The organism is Propionibacterium acidifaciens (assembly GCF_003798325.1).
Lineage (GTDB): Bacteria > Actinomycetota > Actinomycetes > Propionibacteriales > Propionibacteriaceae > Propionibacterium > Propionibacterium acidifaciens.
On record NZ_CP033719.1, the window covers coordinates 2,418,976 to 2,435,969 of the forward strand.

12 protein-coding genes and 1 pseudogene are annotated in these 16,994 nt (G+C 66.8%); 10 read left to right on the forward strand and 3 right to left on the reverse strand.

Translation table 11 applies throughout. The features are described 5' to 3' along the window. The first annotated feature begins 39 nt into the window (after positions 1-39). Together fabG and fabI are read left to right on the forward strand one after the other, a co-directional pair. A complete protein-coding gene (fabG, locus tag EGX94_RS10355) occupies positions 40-759 on the forward strand; it encodes a 3-oxoacyl-ACP reductase FabG (RefSeq protein ID WP_028706737.1) in 720 nt (239 codons plus the stop codon). Positions 760-791: 32 nt separating this feature from the next. Then, positions 792-1,565, forward strand: a complete 774-nt coding sequence (fabI, locus tag EGX94_RS10360) for an enoyl-ACP reductase FabI (RefSeq protein WP_021797451.1) — start codon at positions 792-794, stop codon at positions 1,563-1,565. Here fabI and EGX94_RS10365 read toward each other — a convergent pair. Beyond that, positions 1,525-2,466 (reverse strand): hypothetical protein, encoded by a 942-nt coding sequence (locus EGX94_RS10365; protein ID WP_123826269.1) that lies wholly within the window; start codon positions 2,464-2,466, stop codon positions 1,525-1,527. The two genes, fabI and EGX94_RS10365, sit on opposite strands and share 41 nt — an antisense overlap. A gap of 157 nt (positions 2,467-2,623) precedes the next feature. On the opposite strand from EGX94_RS10365, the gene EGX94_RS10370 reads away from it, so the two are divergent. Continuing rightward, entirely contained in the window at positions 2,624-3,412 is a 789-nt protein-coding gene (locus EGX94_RS10370) for an ABC transporter ATP-binding protein (RefSeq protein ID WP_021798435.1), read from the forward strand. Between the two features lie 32 nt (positions 3,413-3,444). On the opposite strand, the gene EGX94_RS10375 is transcribed toward EGX94_RS10370, so the two are convergent. Then, positions 3,445-4,488 carry a bile acid:sodium symporter family protein gene (locus EGX94_RS10375; RefSeq protein ID WP_021798437.1) on the reverse strand — a complete coding sequence of 348 codons (1,044 nt, stop codon included), beginning with the start codon at positions 4,486-4,488 and terminating at the stop codon, positions 3,445-3,447. 276 nt (positions 4,489-4,764) lie between these two features. Between EGX94_RS10375 and EGX94_RS10380 the strand changes: the two genes are divergently transcribed. Continuing rightward, complete coding sequence (locus EGX94_RS10380; protein ID WP_021798443.1) at positions 4,765-5,577, forward strand: TrmH family RNA methyltransferase; 813 nt, start codon at positions 4,765-4,767, stop codon at positions 5,575-5,577. A 275-nt stretch (positions 5,578-5,852) separates the two neighbouring features. On the opposite strand, the gene EGX94_RS10385 is transcribed toward EGX94_RS10380, so the two are convergent. After that, positions 5,853-6,389: a hypothetical protein gene (locus EGX94_RS10385; protein ID WP_021798440.1), complete on the reverse strand. Its 537-nt coding sequence runs from the start codon at positions 6,387-6,389 to the stop codon at positions 5,853-5,855. A gap of 191 nt (positions 6,390-6,580) precedes the next feature. On the opposite strand from EGX94_RS10385, the gene EGX94_RS10390 reads away from it, so the two are divergent. The 6 genes and pseudogenes from EGX94_RS10390 to EGX94_RS10415 form a co-directional block, all read left to right on the forward strand. Then, positions 6,581-8,509 (forward strand): hypothetical protein, encoded by a 1,929-nt coding sequence (locus EGX94_RS10390; protein ID WP_021798436.1) that lies wholly within the window; start codon positions 6,581-6,583, stop codon positions 8,507-8,509. Continuing rightward, positions 8,509-10,185: a class I SAM-dependent DNA methyltransferase gene (locus tag EGX94_RS10395; RefSeq protein ID WP_021798430.1), complete on the forward strand. Its 1,677-nt coding sequence runs from the start codon at positions 8,509-8,511 to the stop codon at positions 10,183-10,185. The genes EGX94_RS10390 and EGX94_RS10395 overlap by 1 nt, the downstream gene beginning before the upstream one ends. Continuing rightward, positions 10,182-11,357: a restriction endonuclease subunit S gene (locus EGX94_RS10400; RefSeq protein WP_021798438.1), complete on the forward strand. Its 1,176-nt coding sequence runs from the start codon at positions 10,182-10,184 to the stop codon at positions 11,355-11,357. The genes EGX94_RS10395 and EGX94_RS10400 overlap by 4 nt, the downstream gene beginning before the upstream one ends. Further along, entirely contained in the window at positions 11,357-14,539 is a 3,183-nt protein-coding gene (locus EGX94_RS10405; protein WP_043122810.1) for a type I restriction endonuclease subunit R, read from the forward strand. Before EGX94_RS10400 ends, EGX94_RS10405 begins: the two co-directional genes overlap by 1 nt. Beyond that, entirely contained in the window at positions 14,536-15,855 is a 1,320-nt protein-coding gene (locus EGX94_RS10410; RefSeq protein ID WP_021798427.1) for an ApeA N-terminal domain 1-containing protein, read from the forward strand. Before EGX94_RS10405 ends, EGX94_RS10410 begins: the two co-directional genes overlap by 4 nt. 105 nt (positions 15,856-15,960) lie before the next feature. Next, positions 15,961-16,986, forward strand: a pseudogene (locus tag EGX94_RS10415) (IS630 family transposase); the annotation flags it as partial. Positions 16,987-16,994: the final 8 nt, after the last annotated feature.

Genomic DNA, 16,994 nt, shown 5'->3' on the forward strand with positions numbered 1-16,994 from the left:
CGCGCCCCGCCGAGGGACGCGAACCGGTACCGTGGACGGGTGAGTACGCAGCAGAACGGGCGCGTGGCCCTCGTCACCGGAACCAGCCGCGGCATCGGCGCAGCCATCGCCGCCGACCTCCTCGCCGCGGGCTACCGCGTCGCCGGCACGAGCCGGACCGGCACCGCCCCCGAGGGCGTCCTGGGCATCGCCGCCGACATCACCGAGCCCGACCAGGTCGACGCGGCCTACCGCCGGGTCGAGGACGAGATCGGCCCCGTCGAGGTGCTCGTCGCCAATGCCGGCATCACCCGCGACGGCCTGCTCGCCATGATGAAGGACGAGGCCTGGGACGACGTCATCGGCACGAACCTGTCCGGCGCCTTCCGCACCGTGCGCCGCGCCGTGCGCCCCATGACGCGCGCCCGCTTCGGTCGCATCGTGCTCATCGGCTCCGTGTCCGCCTACGTCGGCACGCCCGGCCAGGTGAACTACGCGGCGAGCAAGGCCGGCCTCATCGGCATGGCCCGCTCCGTCGCCGGCGAGCTCGGCAGCCGCGGCATCACCTGCAACGTCGTGGCGCCCGGCTTCGTCCGCACCGACATGACCGACGAGCTGTCCGACGAGGTCAGGGCCGACTACCTCAAGCGCATCCCGCTGCGCCGGGCCGCCGAGGTCGGGGACGTCGCCGCCGCGGTGCGCTTCCTGTGCTCCGACGAGGCCGGGTACATCACCGGCGTCGTCCTGCCCGTCGACGGCGGCATCGGCATGGGACGCTAGTCTTCCACCGAGAACGGAAAGGACCAGAACACATGGGCATTCTCGAGGGCAGGAAGATCCTCGTCACGGGCATCACGATGAACACCTCCATCGCCTACAAGGCGGCCGAGGTCGCCCAGCGCGAGGGCGCCGACATCATCGTCACCGGCTTCGGCCGGGCGCTCAGCCTGTGCAGGCGCGTCTGCGCCAAGCTCGACCCCGCGCCCCCGGTCATCGAGCTCGACGCCACGAGCGAGGAGAGCCTGGCGGCCCTGCCCGGCGCCCTGCGCGAGAACGGATTCGACCGCATCGACGGCGTGCTGCACTCCATCGCCTTCGCCAACCCCGAGACGGCGCTCGGCGGCGGCTTCCTCACGACCGGCTGGGACGACGTGGCCACCGCGCTGCACACCTCGACCTACTCCTACCCGGCCCTCGCCATGGCCCTCAAGGACATGATGGGGCCCGGCTCCTCGGTCGTCGGCCTCACCTTCGACGCGACGATCAGCTGGCCGTCCTACGACTGGATGGGCGTCGCCAAGGCGGGCCTGGAGTCCGCGAACCGCTACCTCGCCCGCTACCTCGGCCCCGACGGCATCCGCGCCAACCTCGTCTCCGCCGGGCCGATCGATTCGCTGGCGAAGAAGGCCATCCCCGGATCGGCCTCGCTCAACGACGTCTGGGACGAGCGGGCCCCGCTCGGCTGGAACGCCAAGGACGCCACGCCGGTCGGCACGGTCATCTGCGCGCTCCTCAGCGACCTGTTCGCCGCGACGACCGGAGAGATCATCCACGTCGACGGCGGCCTGTTCTCGACCGGCGCCTGAGGGCTCCCGGCGTCACCGGCCTGCTGCGCGGGTCGGATCGGCCCTGCCCGTCGCCGAACCGGTCGGCGGCCCCGCCCGCGGGGCGGGCGCTCCGCACGGTGACGGTCGTGCGGGCCCCGGCGGCCCGGCGCGGACGCGCCGCGCCGGGCGCTCCGCCTCTCCGGCCCCACCTCTCAGAGACGGGCGCCCGCCGGCCGCGCGTCCGGCCAGCTGGCGGCCGCGCTGATCGCCTGCCGGCACACGATCCCGATCCTGCGCAGGTGCGCCGAGCGGGCCGGCCGGGCGTGCGAGTGCAGCGCCGCGTCGTCGGCGCCCGGGCCCGCCGCGCAGACCTCGCGCCACAGGATCGCCCGGTCGAGCAGGCGCTGGTTCCCGTGGGGTAGGCCCCGCCCAGGACGACCGGGGCCGCGTCGTCCGGACGTCGCCCGGCCGCCGCGTCGAGGCCGGCCAGCTCGCGGGCCGAGACGAGGACCTGCGCGTTGAGCGCCGTCGCCGCCTCGCCGGGCGTGGGCGGGGGCAGCGGACGCTCGGCGCGGGCCAGCCGCCACTGCATGGCGGGCCCGACCGGGTGGGGCAGCCAGGCCACCCGGCCCCGTGGGCGACGGCGGTGGCGCCGCACTCGAGGGCCTGGGCGTTCGTCGTCGAGGGGTCGCGCAGGCCGCCCAGCCGGATCGCCGGGGTGGACGACGGCCAGCATCCACAGCTCGCCGGGCAGCGGGTGCTCGCGATGCGGGCCAGGGCCGGGCGCACGGGGCCGCGTCGGGCCCGCCCGGTCCGAGGACCCCTCGGGGTCGGCGACGTGGTGGGGCCGGTCCGGCTCGCCGGTGTCGCTGATGCGCAGCACGCGCTCGGCGCGGGGAGCGTCGAGGGCGCCGACGCCCATGGCGTTGAGCACGCTCACGAGCCTCAGGCACGCGATGAGTGAGGGGGGTCGGACACGGCGCCCAGGCTGGTCGTCCGCCGCCGGGCGCCCGAGGGGTTGCGTCGCAGCCGAACGCGGCGCGTCGCCAGACGGTCGGCGGCCGCAGCCTCGCGGGGCCGACTTGTAAGGTCTAACCATGGTCTCGGTTGCGGAGCTTGCCGGTGTCAGTGTGCGGCGTGGTACCACCCTGCTGCTCGACGATGTGAACCTGTCGATCGACGAGGGCCAGCGCTGGGTCGTCATCGGCCCCAACGGCGCTGGCAAGACCACGCTGCTGTCGATCCTGGCGACTCATCTGTATCCCACCAAGGGGGTCGTCGGGATCCTCGGCGAGGTGCTCGGCGCCGTCGACGTCTTCGAGCTGCGCCCCCGCATCGGCCTGACGAGCCCGACGGTGGCCCACCGCATCCCGGCCCGGGAGAGGGTGCGCGACGTCGTCGTCTCGGCCAGCTACGCCGTCAACGGGCGCTGGCGCGAGCACTACGACGAGATGGACTTCGACCGCGCCGGCCGGCTCATGGACTACTTCGGCGTCGTCGAGCTCGCCGACCGCACCTACGGCACCCTGAGCGAGGGGGAGCGCAAGCGTGTCGAGATCGCCCGGGCCATGATGACCGACCCCGAGCTGCTGCTGCTCGACGAGCCGGGCGCCGGCCTCGACCTGGGCGGCCGGGAGCGCCTCGTGTCGACGCTCGCGCAGCTGTGCGCCAGCCCCTACGCGCCGACGACCGTGCTCGTCACCCACCATGTCGAGGAGATCCCGGCGGGCATCACCCATGCCCTGCTGCTGTCCGGCGGCCGGGTCGCGGCCTCCGGGCCGATCGGCGAGGTGCTCACCGACGAGCTCATGTCCGCCGTCTACGGCATGCCGCTGCGCATCGAGCAGGCCGACGACGGGCGCTGGACGGCCAAGGCCGCCTGCTGAGGACGGGGCGGTCCGGCCCGGTGGCCCGCCGTTCAGTCCCGCTGCTCCTCGGCGGCGCTCAACCGCCCGCCCCGCTCGTGCCAGGCCGCAGGCTTGGCGCGGTAGCGCCCGGCGATGACGCCGCAGACGATGAGCTGCACCATGTGGAAGATCATGAGCGGCAGGACGAGCAGCGGCACCTGGGCGGCGCTGAACAGCACGGAGGCCATCGGGGCGCCGGTGGCCAGCGACTTCTTCGTCCCGCAGAACTGGATGGCGATCTGGTCGCGGCGCCCGAAGCCGATCCGGCCGGGCAGCCACCAGGTGAAGGCCAGCATGAATGCCAGCAGCGCGAAGAGCACCGGCAGGAGCCGTACGATGTCGAGTGCGCCGACGGTGTGCCAGACGCCCTCGTTGATGCCGTCGCTGAACGCGCTGTAGACGACGCAGACGATGCTGATCTGGTCGACCAGCCTCAGCCGCGGATGGTCCCGGACGAAGCCGGCCGTCCACCGGCGGGTGAGCTGGCCCAGCACGAAGGGCAGCAGCAGCTGCACCGCCAGGTCGACGATCGAGCCCGGCTCGATGACCAGGCCGCCGGTGCTCATGACGACCATGGCCAGCAGCGGGGTGAAGAAGACGCCGAGGATGTTCGACATCGAGGCCGAGACGATCGCCCCGGCCACATTGCCGTCGGCGATCGAGGTGAAGTTGATGGAGCTCTGCACCGTCGACGGCAGGATCGACAGCCACAGCACCCCCAGGTAGAGCTCCGGGCTCAGGTAACCGCCCGACAGGGGGCGCAGCGCCAGCGCGAGGACCGGGAAGACGACATAGGTGCAGGCCAGGATCGTCACGTGCAGGCGCCAGTGCACCAGGCCGGCCAGCGCCTCGCGCGGTTCGAGGCGCACGCCGTACAGGTGGAAGAGCACGAAGATGAGCACCTTGACGGCCCAGTCGAGGACGCGGTTGGCCTCGCCGGTGGCCGGCAGCGCCGTGGCGACGACGGCCGAGACGACGATGGCGGTCACGAACCAGTCGATGCGGATCCTCCGGTACCAGGGTCTCGGTCCGTGCTGCTGGGTCTGGGTCGTCACGTGGCCAGTCTAGGATCGGGTCGCCTCCGGGCGGTGCGCCGCCGGTCAGCGGTCCGGTCGGAGCCGGTCCTGCCGGCGGGGCCCGTGCCGCGGCTCTCCTGCTGCCGCGCTGTCCTCTCGCGCGTGGCCGGGATGCTCCATCCCCCGGAGCCGGGGCGTCGTCCCCGCCGCCGTGGCGCCCCTCGGCGGCCTCGTGCGCGGTGCGCGGCGGTCCCCGGCGGCCCCTCATCGTTGGCCGGCCCGGCCGGGGGGCCGTCGGGGCACTAGCCTTGCGCCGTGGCGACCCTCATCCCGATCACCGATCCCGCCGACGAGCGGCTGGGCGACTACGTCCGATTGCGCGACGTCTCGCTGCGCCGGTCCCTCGAGGCCGAGCAGGGGCTGTTCATCGCCGAGGGCGAGAAGGTGATCAGGCGGGCCTGCGAGGCCGGCTACGAGCCGAGGTCCTTCCTGCTGGCCGAGCGCTGGATCGCCGGGCTGCGCCCGATCCTCGACCGCCTCGACGTGCCCGTCTACGTCGTGGACGAGGCCCTGGCCGAGCGGGTCACCGGGTTCCACGTGCACCGCGGGGCGCTCGCCTCGATGAAGCGCGCCACCCGCTGGAGCATGACCGAACTGCTCGACGCGCGGCGCCTGGTCGTGTGCGAGGACATCGTCGACCACACGAACGTCGGTGCCATCATCCGCTGCACCGCCGCCCTCGGCTGGGACGGCGTGCTGCTCGCCCCGCGGGCCGCCGACCCGCTCTACCGGCGGGCCGTCAAGACGAGCATGGGCGCCGTCTTCTTCCTGCCCTGGGCCCGCATGGACGACTGGGGCGGCGGCCTGGAGACCCTCAAGCGGGCGGGTTTCACCGTCGCCGCCATGGCCCTGCGCGAGGATGCCGTGACGCTCGACGCGTTCGCCGCCGACCTGGCGGCCGAGCCGCGCAAGGTGGCGCTGCTCATGGGCACCGAGGGCGGCGGGTTGAGTTCGCACTGGCTGGCCCAGGCCGACGTCGTCGTGCGGATCCCCATGGCCCGCGGCATCGACTCCCTCAACGTGGCCGCCGCGGCGGCGGTGGCCTGCTACACCCTGCGCGAGCGCTGACCGGGCCCGGGCCTGAGGCATCGCTGATTCGCGCTCGGACGCTTCCCCGCCGCTGCACCCTCCGCGAGTGCCACCACGCGCAGCAGACGCAGTGGCCGCGGCAGGGGCAGCGCGACGGCTGCTCGGGGGCTCGGGCGATGGTGGCCGGGGAGATGCGTTCGGGCGGTATGTCGTGGCGGTGGTCGACCGGGGCGGCTGCCCGGCCGGCCACCGCGGGGGAGCCCTTCCCCCGCAGGGGGCGGCGGACGCTCCCTCCAGCTGCTCCGCTGCTCCGATCAGCTGTGGAAGATGACGTTCTGGTAGCTGAAGTCCGGGGCCACCTCCATCACTAGGTCGGCGGGGTCATTGACGCCGTAGGCCATCGTGAACTCGACCTCACGACCGGGCAGCAATGACGTCGACGGGGTGTTCCCGAGCTGCTCGCTGTCGAAGACGCGGCTGGCCTCCTGGTTCCCTGACTGCAGGGTCGCGTAGAACATGCTCGGATCCCAGTTCTCGCTCGTGCCGTTGACGATGCGCACGGTGAACGCGACGAACTGGTCGTACCCCTCGGTGCTGGCCGCGTACGCGCCGGGAGTGAAGGTCTCGGGCGCACCCACCTCGACGGACAGGCCGTCATCCCAGGTGTATGCGCTGCCGAAGGCGGCGTCGACGCCCCGGGCGCTGGTGGAGGTTGATGTCTGGGCCGACTCGTTCGTCGAGCCGGCGTTGACCCCTGTCCGAGCGCTGTCGGAATGACTGGCCGGAACGCCGCAGGCGGTCATGGCCAGCGCGGTGAGGCAGAGGCCGAGGCCTGCGATCTTCTTCATCATGGGTGCTCCTTGGTTGGAAGGTTCGGTGCCGACCGGTTGTCCGTCCGGCGGTGTGGCACAACTGTCGATCAATCAGCGTTCATTAGCAATGATCTCTTTTGATAAGGGGGCTTATCAGTCTTTCTGTGTTGATTGAACGTCGGCTGCTCTAGACTCTGTCCTCGCAGGGGTGAAATCGCTGAGGAGGCGTGGTGAACGATCTGTCGCTTGGCGACGTGGCGCGTTTGGCGCGTGTGGAGCGTCCCGTCGTGACGATGTGGACCAAGCGTCCCAAGGCTGGGATTCGCTTTCCCGAGCTGAATGCTGACGGACGAGTCGATGCCGGCGAGCTCGTCGACTGGCTCGAAGCAACCGGCCGCGGCAACAACCCGGACGCCCGCGCCGAGGTGGCCCTTCACACGGTGATCAGCCCTGGTGCCCCGCTCGATGAGCTCTGGGCCGTGCTCGCACTGCTCACCGCCCGGGCGGCGATCGAGGATCCACTGTCCGCTCTCGACCGCGATGAACTGCTCGACCGCGTTGAAGAGGTCGACCCGGATGATGACTGGCTGCTGGGCGAGACCGAGCAGCTCTGGACGCCCGAGCTCGCCGCACGGGCCGATGCCGTCGCCGATGCGGCCTGGAACGATGCCACGGCATACGAGACTCTCCGCAGGCAGTGCCTCGTTCGCACTTCTGCCTCGGGTCTGGACCGGTCACTGGTTCGTCTGCTAGCCGCTGTTGTGCGCGCCATGCTGAGCGAGGGCGGCCGGCTCGTCGATGTGCAGGGCTCCTGCTCCGACGTCATGATCGAACTTGCCGCCGACGAGGACCACGAGATGCCCGGGCTGCTGCTCGTCACCGACGATCCCGGCGCGCTCCGTCCGGTGCGCCGACGGCTCGCCGTCCACGGGGTGAGCCCGCACGTGGCCCGATTCGACGACGGCTGGGCGCCGCCGTCGGGCTCGGTCATCCTGGTCCGGCTGCCCGATGCCTCGCAGGAGAGCCTCGACCTGCTCGACGGAGCCTGTCTCCAGCTGGGCGAGGGCGTGAGCCTGCTCGCCCTCGGTCCGTCGGCCCTGCTGGTCGACCCGCTCGCCGACAAGGCGGGGACCGTCCGCGACGAGCTGCTACGCTCGGGCGTCGTCCACGCCGTCGTCCAGCTGCCCGCCGGCATGCTTCGCGGGGGCAGCCGGGAGCGCATGGCCCTGTGGCTGGTGCAAGGGGCGGCTCGGCAGAGCGGCCGTGGCGTCGTCCGAGTCGGCGACCTGTCCGGGCGACGGCTAGACCGCACGGCGCGGCAGGAACTGCTCGGCGACCTGCTCGCCGCCGACGATCCCGGCTCCCACGTGTTCTCGATGCTGCGATCCGTCGCCCAGGCGCAGCTGGTTGCCGAAGACGGCCCGCTCGTCACGCCGGGGCGGGTCACTGCCCCGGCCATAGGGGCCACGCCGAGGCAGGACGCCGCACGCATGCAGCAGCTCTACGACTCGCTCGCTCAGGTGCTGCCGCCCTTCGGACCGGGTTTCGAGGCGGTCGCCACTGATGACGACGTGCTCAGGGCGGAGCGCATCGCGCTCGGCGCCGCTCTTGAACGCCGCGGGGGCGGGGCGTCACTGAGGCTGGTCAAGGGGCGTCGTCTTCCCGCACTGGCCTCCGGTGAACTGAAGCGGTGGAGGGCCGCGGACGTCGTGGCCGGGGCGCCCTCGCGCGTCGACCGGCTCGCAGTCACCAGGGCGGTGCCCGACCACGAGCTGACCAGGCCGGGCGACGTCGTCTTCACCGTGCGGCCGCGGCCCGCCGCTGTCGTCGACCGCAGCGGCGGCGCCATCGTCGCCTTCCCGGCCAGGGTGCTGCGGGTGATCGACGAGCGGCGGCTGTCGGCGTCGTCGATCACCGCGGCGATCAATGCCCGGGACGAGGTGGACAAGGCTTGGCGCGGCTGGCTAGTGCCGGTACGGGCCGTCGGTGCCGGGGATGCGGAGGAGTTCCTGACACACTTGGAGGGCTGGCGGGACCGAATCGAGCAGTGGGGCGCCCAGATCGACGAGCTGCACGCCCTGGTGACCGGCTCGGTGCCGTCCGGGGCGGTTGCCATCGGATGGGCCCGCGACGACAAGAACAACGAGGAAGGCCGCTGATGGCGCGCAGGAAGACGACGACCCAGGCCTTGGTGCCCACGTCCATGAAGGACCTGAAGAACACGCTGTGGAAGGCGGCGGACAAGCTCCGGGGTTCGCTCGACTCCTCGCAGTACAAGGATGTCGTCCTGGGCCTGATCTTCCTCAAGTACGTCTCGGACGCCTTCGAGGAACGGCGCCGCCGGATCGCCGAGGAGCTGAGCGCCGAGGGCTTCGACGAGGAGGCGATCGAGGAGTCCCAGGATGATCCCGACGAGTACCTCGGCAACGGTGTTTTCTGGGTGCACCCCGACGCCCGCTGGGAGCATCTCGTGGCACTCGCCAAGGTCCACGACACCCAGACCATCGGCCAGCGGATCACGGAGGCGATGGACCTGCTCATGGCGGACAACAGTTCCCTTGAGGGCACGCTGCCGCGCCTGTTCAACCGCGAGAACGTCGATCAACAGCGCCTGGGCGAACTGCTCGACCTGCTCAACTCGCTGCAGTTCGCGGGGGAGGGCGCCACGAAGGCCCGTGACTTGCTGGGCGAGGTCTACGAGTACTTCCTGGGCCAGTTCGCCTCGTCCGAGGGCAAGCGGGGCGGCGAGTTCTACACGCCGGCCAGTGTCGTGCGGACGATCGTCGAGGTGCTGCAGCCCGGTCACGGGCGCGTCTATGATCCCTGCTGCGGCTCGGGCGGCATGTTCGTGCAGGCCGAGAAGTTCCTCGCCGCACACCACGCCGATGCCTCCGACCTGTCGGTCTACGGGCAGGAGCTCAACGAGGCGACGTGGCGGATGGCCAAGATGAACCTGGCCATCCACGGGCTCACCGGCAATCTCGGGCCGCGCTGGGGCGACACTTTCACGCTCGACTACCACGCGGGCGAGCAGATGGACTTCATCATGGCGAATCCGCCGTTCAACATCTCCGACTGGAACCGCATCGAGGGCGACGCTCGCTGGGTCCACGGCGTGCCGCCAGTGGGCAACGCCAACTACGGCTGGATCCAGCACATCCTGTCCAAGCTAGCCCCGGGTGGTTCGGCCGGTGTCGTCATGGCCAACGGCTCGATGACCTCGAACGCCGGCGGTGAGGGCGAGATCCGCGCCAACATCGTCGAGAACGACCTCGTCACGGCCATGGTGGCCCTGCCCGAGAAGCTGTTCAGATCGACCGGCATCCCGGTGTGCCTGTGGTTCTTCGCCAAGGACAAGACCGCCGGCCCGGGCGGCCGGATAGACCGCACGGGTCAGGTGCTCTTCATCGACGCCCGCGGCTTGGGGCACATGGTGACCCGAGCCGAGCGCGCCTTCAGTGACGCCGACATCCAGCGGATCGCCGACACCTACCACGCCTGGCGCGGCATGGACCGCCTGCCGCTCGGCACCAAGGACCTCAGCCCCACCGGTGACCCGGAGGGCGACGGCGCGCCCGTGCCCACTGGGCCAGCCGGCGAGCTGGGGGAGTACGAGGACGTCCCGGGCTTCTGCAGGTCGGTGCCCCTCGCCGAGATCAAGCAGGCGGGCTACGCGTTGACACCGGGCCGCTACGTCGGCATGCCCGAACCCGAGGACGACGGCGTGCCCCTCGATGAGAAGATCGCCCGTCTCACGGCGGAACTGGAGAAGCAGTTCGCCGAGTCGGAGCGACTGCAGCAGGTTGTGCGTGAGCAGCTGGGGAGGTTGCGATGACAAAGATTCGTTTAGGAGACGTGGCGGTCAAGATAGGATCTGGAGCCACGCCCAAAGGTGGAGCTGCTGTTTATCGTGATCATGGCGTGGCATTGATTCGTTCTCAAAATGTCCTTGACAACACCATGGCCGAAGATGGACTGGTGTATATTTCTGATGATTCCGCGAAAACTTTAGATTCGGTGACAGTGGAGAATGGTGATATACTTTTGAATATCACTGGGGAATCTGTAGCTCGAGTAACGATGGTTGATTCTAGTTACCTACCCGCTCGCGTCAATCAGCACGTTATGATCATCAGGCCAAATAAAAGTGTTGATTCACGCTATCTCCAGTGTGTCCTTGTTGAGCCTCGAATGAAAAGTCACCTTCACTCCCTCGCGGTTGGCGCTACGCGAAAAGCACTTACCAAGAACATGATCCGAGAAATTATTATCGAGCTCCCCTCTCTGGATGAACAACGAGCAGTTGCAGAGGTGCTGGGGGCTCTAGATGACAAGATAGCTGTTAATCAACAGATTCATGAGCTGACAGGTGAACTGGTCAAAAATCTGTTCTGCCAATTTGCCGCTGGCCGGAAAGATGTAACCCTTGATCGAATGGCAAAAATGAATCAGGTCAAGGTCATGCCCAATGAAGGGAGTTTTCGATACATTGACATCGCGAGTGTTTCAGAGGGTGATTATTCATCTCCCAGGGTGATGGAATGGAATGATGCTCCAGGTCGCGCCAGGCGAGGTGTTCGCCGCGGTGATACCATTTGGTCAACCGTGCGCCCGAATCGGCGATCTCATGCGCTTGTTCTGGAGGATGATCCGTGTTTGGTGTGCTCAACGGGTCTGGTTACTTTATCGCCGCTTGGGCGAGGGTTTTCTTTTGTGTATGAGGCGTCCCACGCCTGGAGGTTCACTGAATACCTTCTATCGGTAGCAGAGGGCTCTGCCTACCCGGCGGTCACTGCATCAAAATTTGCTCATGCTCCGGTTCCTAAGGCGACAGAATCCGAAATCGCCCAGTTCAACGCCCAGTGTGATCCTTTGTGGGAACGTGCTGCTTCTGCCAAGGCGGAGTCCCGCACCCTCGCCTCGCTCCGTGACACGCTCCTGCCGGCCCTCATGAACGGCACCCTGCGCGTCAAGGACGCCGAGAAACAGGTGTCGGAGGTGCTGTGATGATCACCGAGGCACAGCTCGAGGCCAGCCTGCTCGACTGGCTCGGTGACCTGGGCTGGGAACCGGGCACCGGGACCGAACTGGAGCCCCAACGGGCCTCGCTGGGCGACTTGGTGCTGACCGAGGACCTCGTCGAGGCGCTGCGGCTGCTCAACCCCTCCGTGCCCGACCAGTACCTGCGCGAGGCGGCCGCCGACATGGTCAGGGTTCGCTCGCAGGACGCGCTCGCCGAGAACAGGGATTTCCACGTCCTGCTCGTCCACGGCTACCGGGGCCTTAGCTACGTGGACGCCGACGGCCGTGAGCAGACCCTCACCATCCGCCTGCTCGGCGCGCCCGAGCAGAACCGCTACCGGGCCGCGCAGCAGGTGCGGCTGCTGCGGGGCGACCAGAGCCGGCGCCTCGACGTGGTGCTCTACGTCAACGGGCTGCCCCTGGTGGTCGTCGAGCTCAAGCAGGCCGGCACGCGGAACGCCACCATTGCCAAGGCCCACGCCCAGCTCGGCACCTATCTCGCCGAGTTCCCCGCGGCCTTCCGCCCCGTCGTCGCCGCCATCATCAGCGACGGCATCAACGCCCGCTACGGCACCCCGTTCACCCGGCTCAATCACTACAGTCCGTGGAACGTCGATGAGGACGGCGCGCCCAGTCCCGCCGACAGCGACCAGCTGCTGGAACTGGAGAACCTCGCCCACGGGCTGCTCGAACCGGCCCGGCTGCTCGATGTCGTCCGCAACTTCACCGCCTTCGACGAGACCGACGAGGGGCTGACAAAGCGCATCGCCAAACCGCACCAGTACTTCGCCGTGCGCAAGGCCCTAGACAGCACGCTGGCGGCGCTCGGCACCAACGGCAAAGCCGGTGTCGTGTGGCACACGCAGGGCTCGGGCAAGTCGATGGAGATGGAGCTCTACACCAACCTCGTCCTCACGCACCCGCGCATGCAGAACCCGACGATCGTGGTGATCACCGACCGCAACGAGCTCGACGGCCAGCTGTACGGCACCTTCGCCCGTTCCACGCTGCTGCCCGACGAGCCCCGGCAGATCAAACGTCGCTCTCAACTGCGCAGCGAGCTCGCCGGCCGGGCCAGCGGTGGCATCTACTTCACGACCCTGCAGAAGTTCAGCCGCACCGCTGCCGAGCACGACGCCGGGCACGCTCACCCGCTGCTCACCGACCGCCGCAACGTCGTCGTCATCGTCGATGAGGCCCATCGCAGCCACTACGACGACCTCGATGGTTACGCCCGGCACCTGCGTGACGCCCTGCCCAACGCCACGCTCATCGCGTTCACTGGAACCCCCATCAGCGAGGTAGAACACAACACCCGCGAGGTGTTCGGCGACTACATCGACATCTATGACCTGTCACGGGCCGTCACCGACGGCGCCACCGTGCCCGTCTACTTCGAGCCCCGCCTCATCGAGGTTCGACTCGACGACGACATGAGCGCCGAGAAACTCGATGAGCTAGCCGACGAGCAGACAGAAGGACTTGATGACGAGGCCCGCGAACGCGTCGAGCGCACCGTGGCCAAGCTCAACGCGATCTACGGCGCTCCGGAACGCATCGACGCCTTGGCCCGCGACATCGTCGAGCAATGGGAACGGCGCCGCGAGAGCATGACGGAGTTCCTCGCCCCCACTGAACCCGGCGAGAACACGGAACCGCATGGCAAGGCTCTCATCGTCTGCGCCACCCGCGAGATCTGCGCGCGGCTTTACACCAGGATCGTCGAACTGCGCCCCGGCTGGTACTCTGACCAGGACGACCGAGGCCTCGTCAAGGTCGTCTACTCGGGCAGCCCCTCCGATCCCGAACCCATCCGCAGCCACGTGCGTCGTGACTCGCAGAACAAGGCGATCAAGAACCGGCTCCGGGACGTGGATGACGACCTCGAACTCGTCATCGTCAAGGATATGATGCTCACCGGCTTCGACGCCCCGCCCCTGCACACCCTCTTCCTCGACCGGCCTCTCAAAGGCGCCCTGCTCATGCAGACGCTCGCCCGCGTCAACCGCACCTTCCGCGGCAAGCAGGACGGACTGCTCGTCGCTTACGCCCCGCTCACCGAGAACCTAAATCAGGCCCTGCGTGAGTACACGGCGACCGACGAGACGACCAGGCCCGTCGGACGGGACACTGCCGAAGCCGTTCGCGTCACCTGGGAAATCGTCGCGGCTCTGCGGGAGCTGCTGGTCGGCCATGACTGGCGGACCACGGCGACCAGCGGCGCAAGGGACGCGGGCCTGCGGGCCGTCAGCGACACGGTCGAGTATCTGCGCTCCCCGGCCACCCCCGGCAACCAGGCCGAACAGGATGGACAGACGCTCGGGGAACGTTTTCGCGCGCTGTCTACCCAACTGGCCCGCATGTGGACGCTGGCCGGCGGGACCGAGAACCTCGCCGAGATCGCCACCGAGGTGCGCTTCTACGAGGAGGTGCGCGTGTGGATGGCCAAGCTCGACGCGCGCCAGCGCGAGGCGAACGGTCAGCCGGTACCCGAGGAGATCGTGCGCGTCCTGCGCGGGGCAGTGGCCCAGGCCACGGCGGCCGGTGACATCACCGACCTCTACGAGGCCGCCGGTCTGCAGCGGCCGACACTCCAAGAACTCGATGTGCAGACGATCGAGCAGATGCGGCAGGGGCCCAGCCCGCACTTGGCGGTCGAGGCACTGCGCGACCTATTGGTGAAGGAGGCCGAAGCGGTGACGAGGAACAACGTCGTGCGCCGCAAGACATTCAGCGAACGAATCAGCGAACTCATGATCCGCTACACGAACCAGCAGATCACCGCAGCCGACGTCATCTACGAACTCGGCAGACTCGCCGAGGATGTCAGAGCCGAGAACGGCCGCGGCACGAGATTCGACCCGCCATTGAGCCACGACGAGCTGGCCTTCTACGACGCAGTGTGCCAGAACGACTCGGCCGTGCTCGCCCGGGGCACCGACGTGCTGGCCCGGATCGCCCGCGAGCTCGTGGCGGTCATGCGCCGTGACACCCGCACGGACTGGACTCGTCGCCCGGAGGCGCAGGCGAGACTGCGGGCCAGCGTCAAACGGCTGCTGCGCCGACACCACTACCCGCCGGACAAGCAGAAGAGCGCCGTCGAACTGGTCATCGAGCAGATGGAGACGCTGGCGCCGGGGTATGTAAGAGGGAAGGATTCGCTGTGAGCATCAGGAAAGAAGGAGTTCGAGTCGGTTATTTGTACGGGTTCTCGGATGATCCGGTCGTTGCTGCTCTAGAATTCAATGAGAAGGGTTGTCTGGTTCAGATCCCTTCCGAAAGAATCGATGTCGAGGAAGCACTTTCTGATGGCATGTCAGGCATTCCTGACGAGATGGTATTCAAGGATTCCTACGGTGCCTTGTGGCTGGCTTCCAGTAGAATAGCGAGAACCAGATTTGATTTGCGCGGGGAGGGGCAGTGTAACATCCAGGTCGATCGAATTGTTGAATCAGATTTCTCGGAGAGTTCATTTAAAGTTATTGTCGGCATGAAGACAATCATCGACGGACTTTATCAATGGTCCGGTGTTGAATATCCGGTCGTTTCTATTGATTGCTCTGATGTCGGTGGGCAAGCTGTTGAAATTCGTGTGAAAAATATTCCTTCGATCGAGCTGCAAGGACCTATGGGGAGCAAGCTTTCCACGTCGATCATCCCTCTTTTGAGGAGATTCACTGGATGGATTGGCCTTGACTATCGAGTTCATTTCCAGACGTCCTCTGCTGAGTTGCGACCATGGGATGATCATGCGCGATTTCATGGCATGATGCAGGATATGATGTGCTTGGTTTACGGAAAGCCTTGTGCTGTCAAGATTGTGAATGTTTCCAATGATATCAAATCTTCTGTCAAGGGAGCTGAAGTAGAGCGCCGCTGGGCCGAGGTCCATGAGCCTGAGTTCGGATATGTTTCGCGTCATGTCGAACGTATGAACCCGGCGCGGGACCATCCTCTGTTTAAATACGATGACATGGACCCGAAATTATTTTCTGATTTCATGCGTGCATGGGATTCCTGGTCGAAGCCCCTGCGCATCGCCACCACGACCTTATTCCAGGCGGGGGCTACGGTCGAAGCTGAACTTATCCAGATTGCCGTTGCCCTTGAGTCCTTGGGCTTTGAAATCCAGAGACGCAGAGGTGTGAACCATGCTAAAAATCCTGAATTTGAGGCTTTAGTCAAGGAAATAGTAAATGATTTCATTTCGAAAGATGATGAAGTCGACAGAAGGTTTCGAAGCGAACTCTTGTGCAAGATCTTACAGGGAGCGAAGCCTTCAGGTAAAGGCATGAAGAATTCGGATTGGGTCAAGTGCTTCAAAGATGCGTATTTGGGGGCCAAGCATGCGGATAGGGAGTTGCCTGACCCCTATGCTTCTTATGTTTTTGCGAGGCAGGGATTTGAGCTCATTCGCGTGTGGTTCGGCAAGAAGGTTGGCGTGGATGGACGATTGCTCGCGAAGAATTTAAATCTGGATTGATGAGGCTTATTAATATAGCTCTCATTTAACAAGATTTTTGTTGGTGGTGGGTTGTTGGGCGTGTTCCCGTGCAGGGCCGGTGGTGTTTGTCGTATGATTCGGGTCATGGATCAGGTTCTGGTCACCGATGAGGAATGGCGGGTCTTGCAGGACTACAAGAAAACAGCCCCGTACGTGTTGATGAAATTGAAATCAGAGGCGATCATCTTGTTGTCCAAGGGCATTGACGCGCGGACGGTCGCCGATGTGGTCGAACGCACACCCACGAGCGTGCGCGCCTGGGCCAGGGCCTGGAACCAGACCCGGTTGGGGTCTGTTCACACCGGGCATGCGGGTAACCTGAACGCCTGGCTGCTCACCGCGCAGCAGCGCGAAGAGGTCCTGGACGTGTTGTCCCGGCCCCCGTCCGAGGCCGGGCTACCGGCCAGTTTCTGGGACGTGCCGGGCATGTCCGAGTGGTTCTGGGATCGTTTCGAGGTGGTCTACGAGTCCGATTCGTCCTACCACTTCCTGTTGCACATGGCGGGCCTGTCGTTCCACCGGCCCGAGGGCGTTGACCGGCGCCGACCCGACCCGGCCACCGTTGAGGCCCGGATGGGCGACATCGGGCGAGAACTCGACCAGGACTGGTCCGGCCCCGACGTGCTGGTCGTGGCGGCCGACGAGGTCCGGATCGAACACGAGACCGTCATGCGCCGGGCCTGGTACACGCGAGGCACCAAGACCCGGATCCGGGTCGACCGGGAACGCAAGGCCCAGAACTACATCGGTTTTCTCCACCAGGACGACGGCACCGTCGACCTGATGGGTCTGGACTGGCAGAACAGCCATACCATCTCCAACGCGCTGATCGATCTGACCTTGAAGCACCCCGACAAGGACATCGTGATCGTCTGGGACAACGCCGCCTGGCACAAGTTCAAGGAACTGAAACAAGAACTGGGCGCGACCAAGAACCTGGAACGAGTCCACCTGATCAATCTACCACCCTACTGCCCCGACCTGAACCCCATAGAACACGTCTGGAAAGAAGCAAAAGACTCCATCAGCAACCACCAACGCGCCACCTTCGAGAACACCAGAACCGCATTCGAAACCTTCATCACCTCAAACAAATTCCCATACCGACTCACCAAAAA

Bases quoted from the DNA above. Each gene is read 5' to 3' on its own strand.
- fabI (WP_021797451.1), top strand. From the start codon at position 792: ATGGGCATTCTCGAGGGCAGGAAGATCCTCGTCACGGGCATCACGATG.
- EGX94_RS10370 (WP_021798435.1), top strand. From the start codon at position 2,624: ATGGTCTCGGTTGCGGAGCTTGCCGGTGTCAGTGTGCGGCGTGGTACC.
- EGX94_RS10385 (WP_021798440.1), bottom strand. From the start codon at position 6,389: ATGATGAAGAAGATCGCAGGCCTCGGCCTCTGCCTCACCGCGCTGGCC.
- EGX94_RS10395 (WP_021798430.1), top strand. From the start codon at position 8,509: ATGGCGCGCAGGAAGACGACGACCCAGGCCTTGGTGCCCACGTCCATG.
- EGX94_RS10400 (WP_021798438.1), top strand. From the start codon at position 10,182: ATGACAAAGATTCGTTTAGGAGACGTGGCGGTCAAGATAGGATCTGGA.
- EGX94_RS10405 (WP_043122810.1), top strand. From the start codon at position 11,357: ATGATCACCGAGGCACAGCTCGAGGCCAGCCTGCTCGACTGGCTCGGT.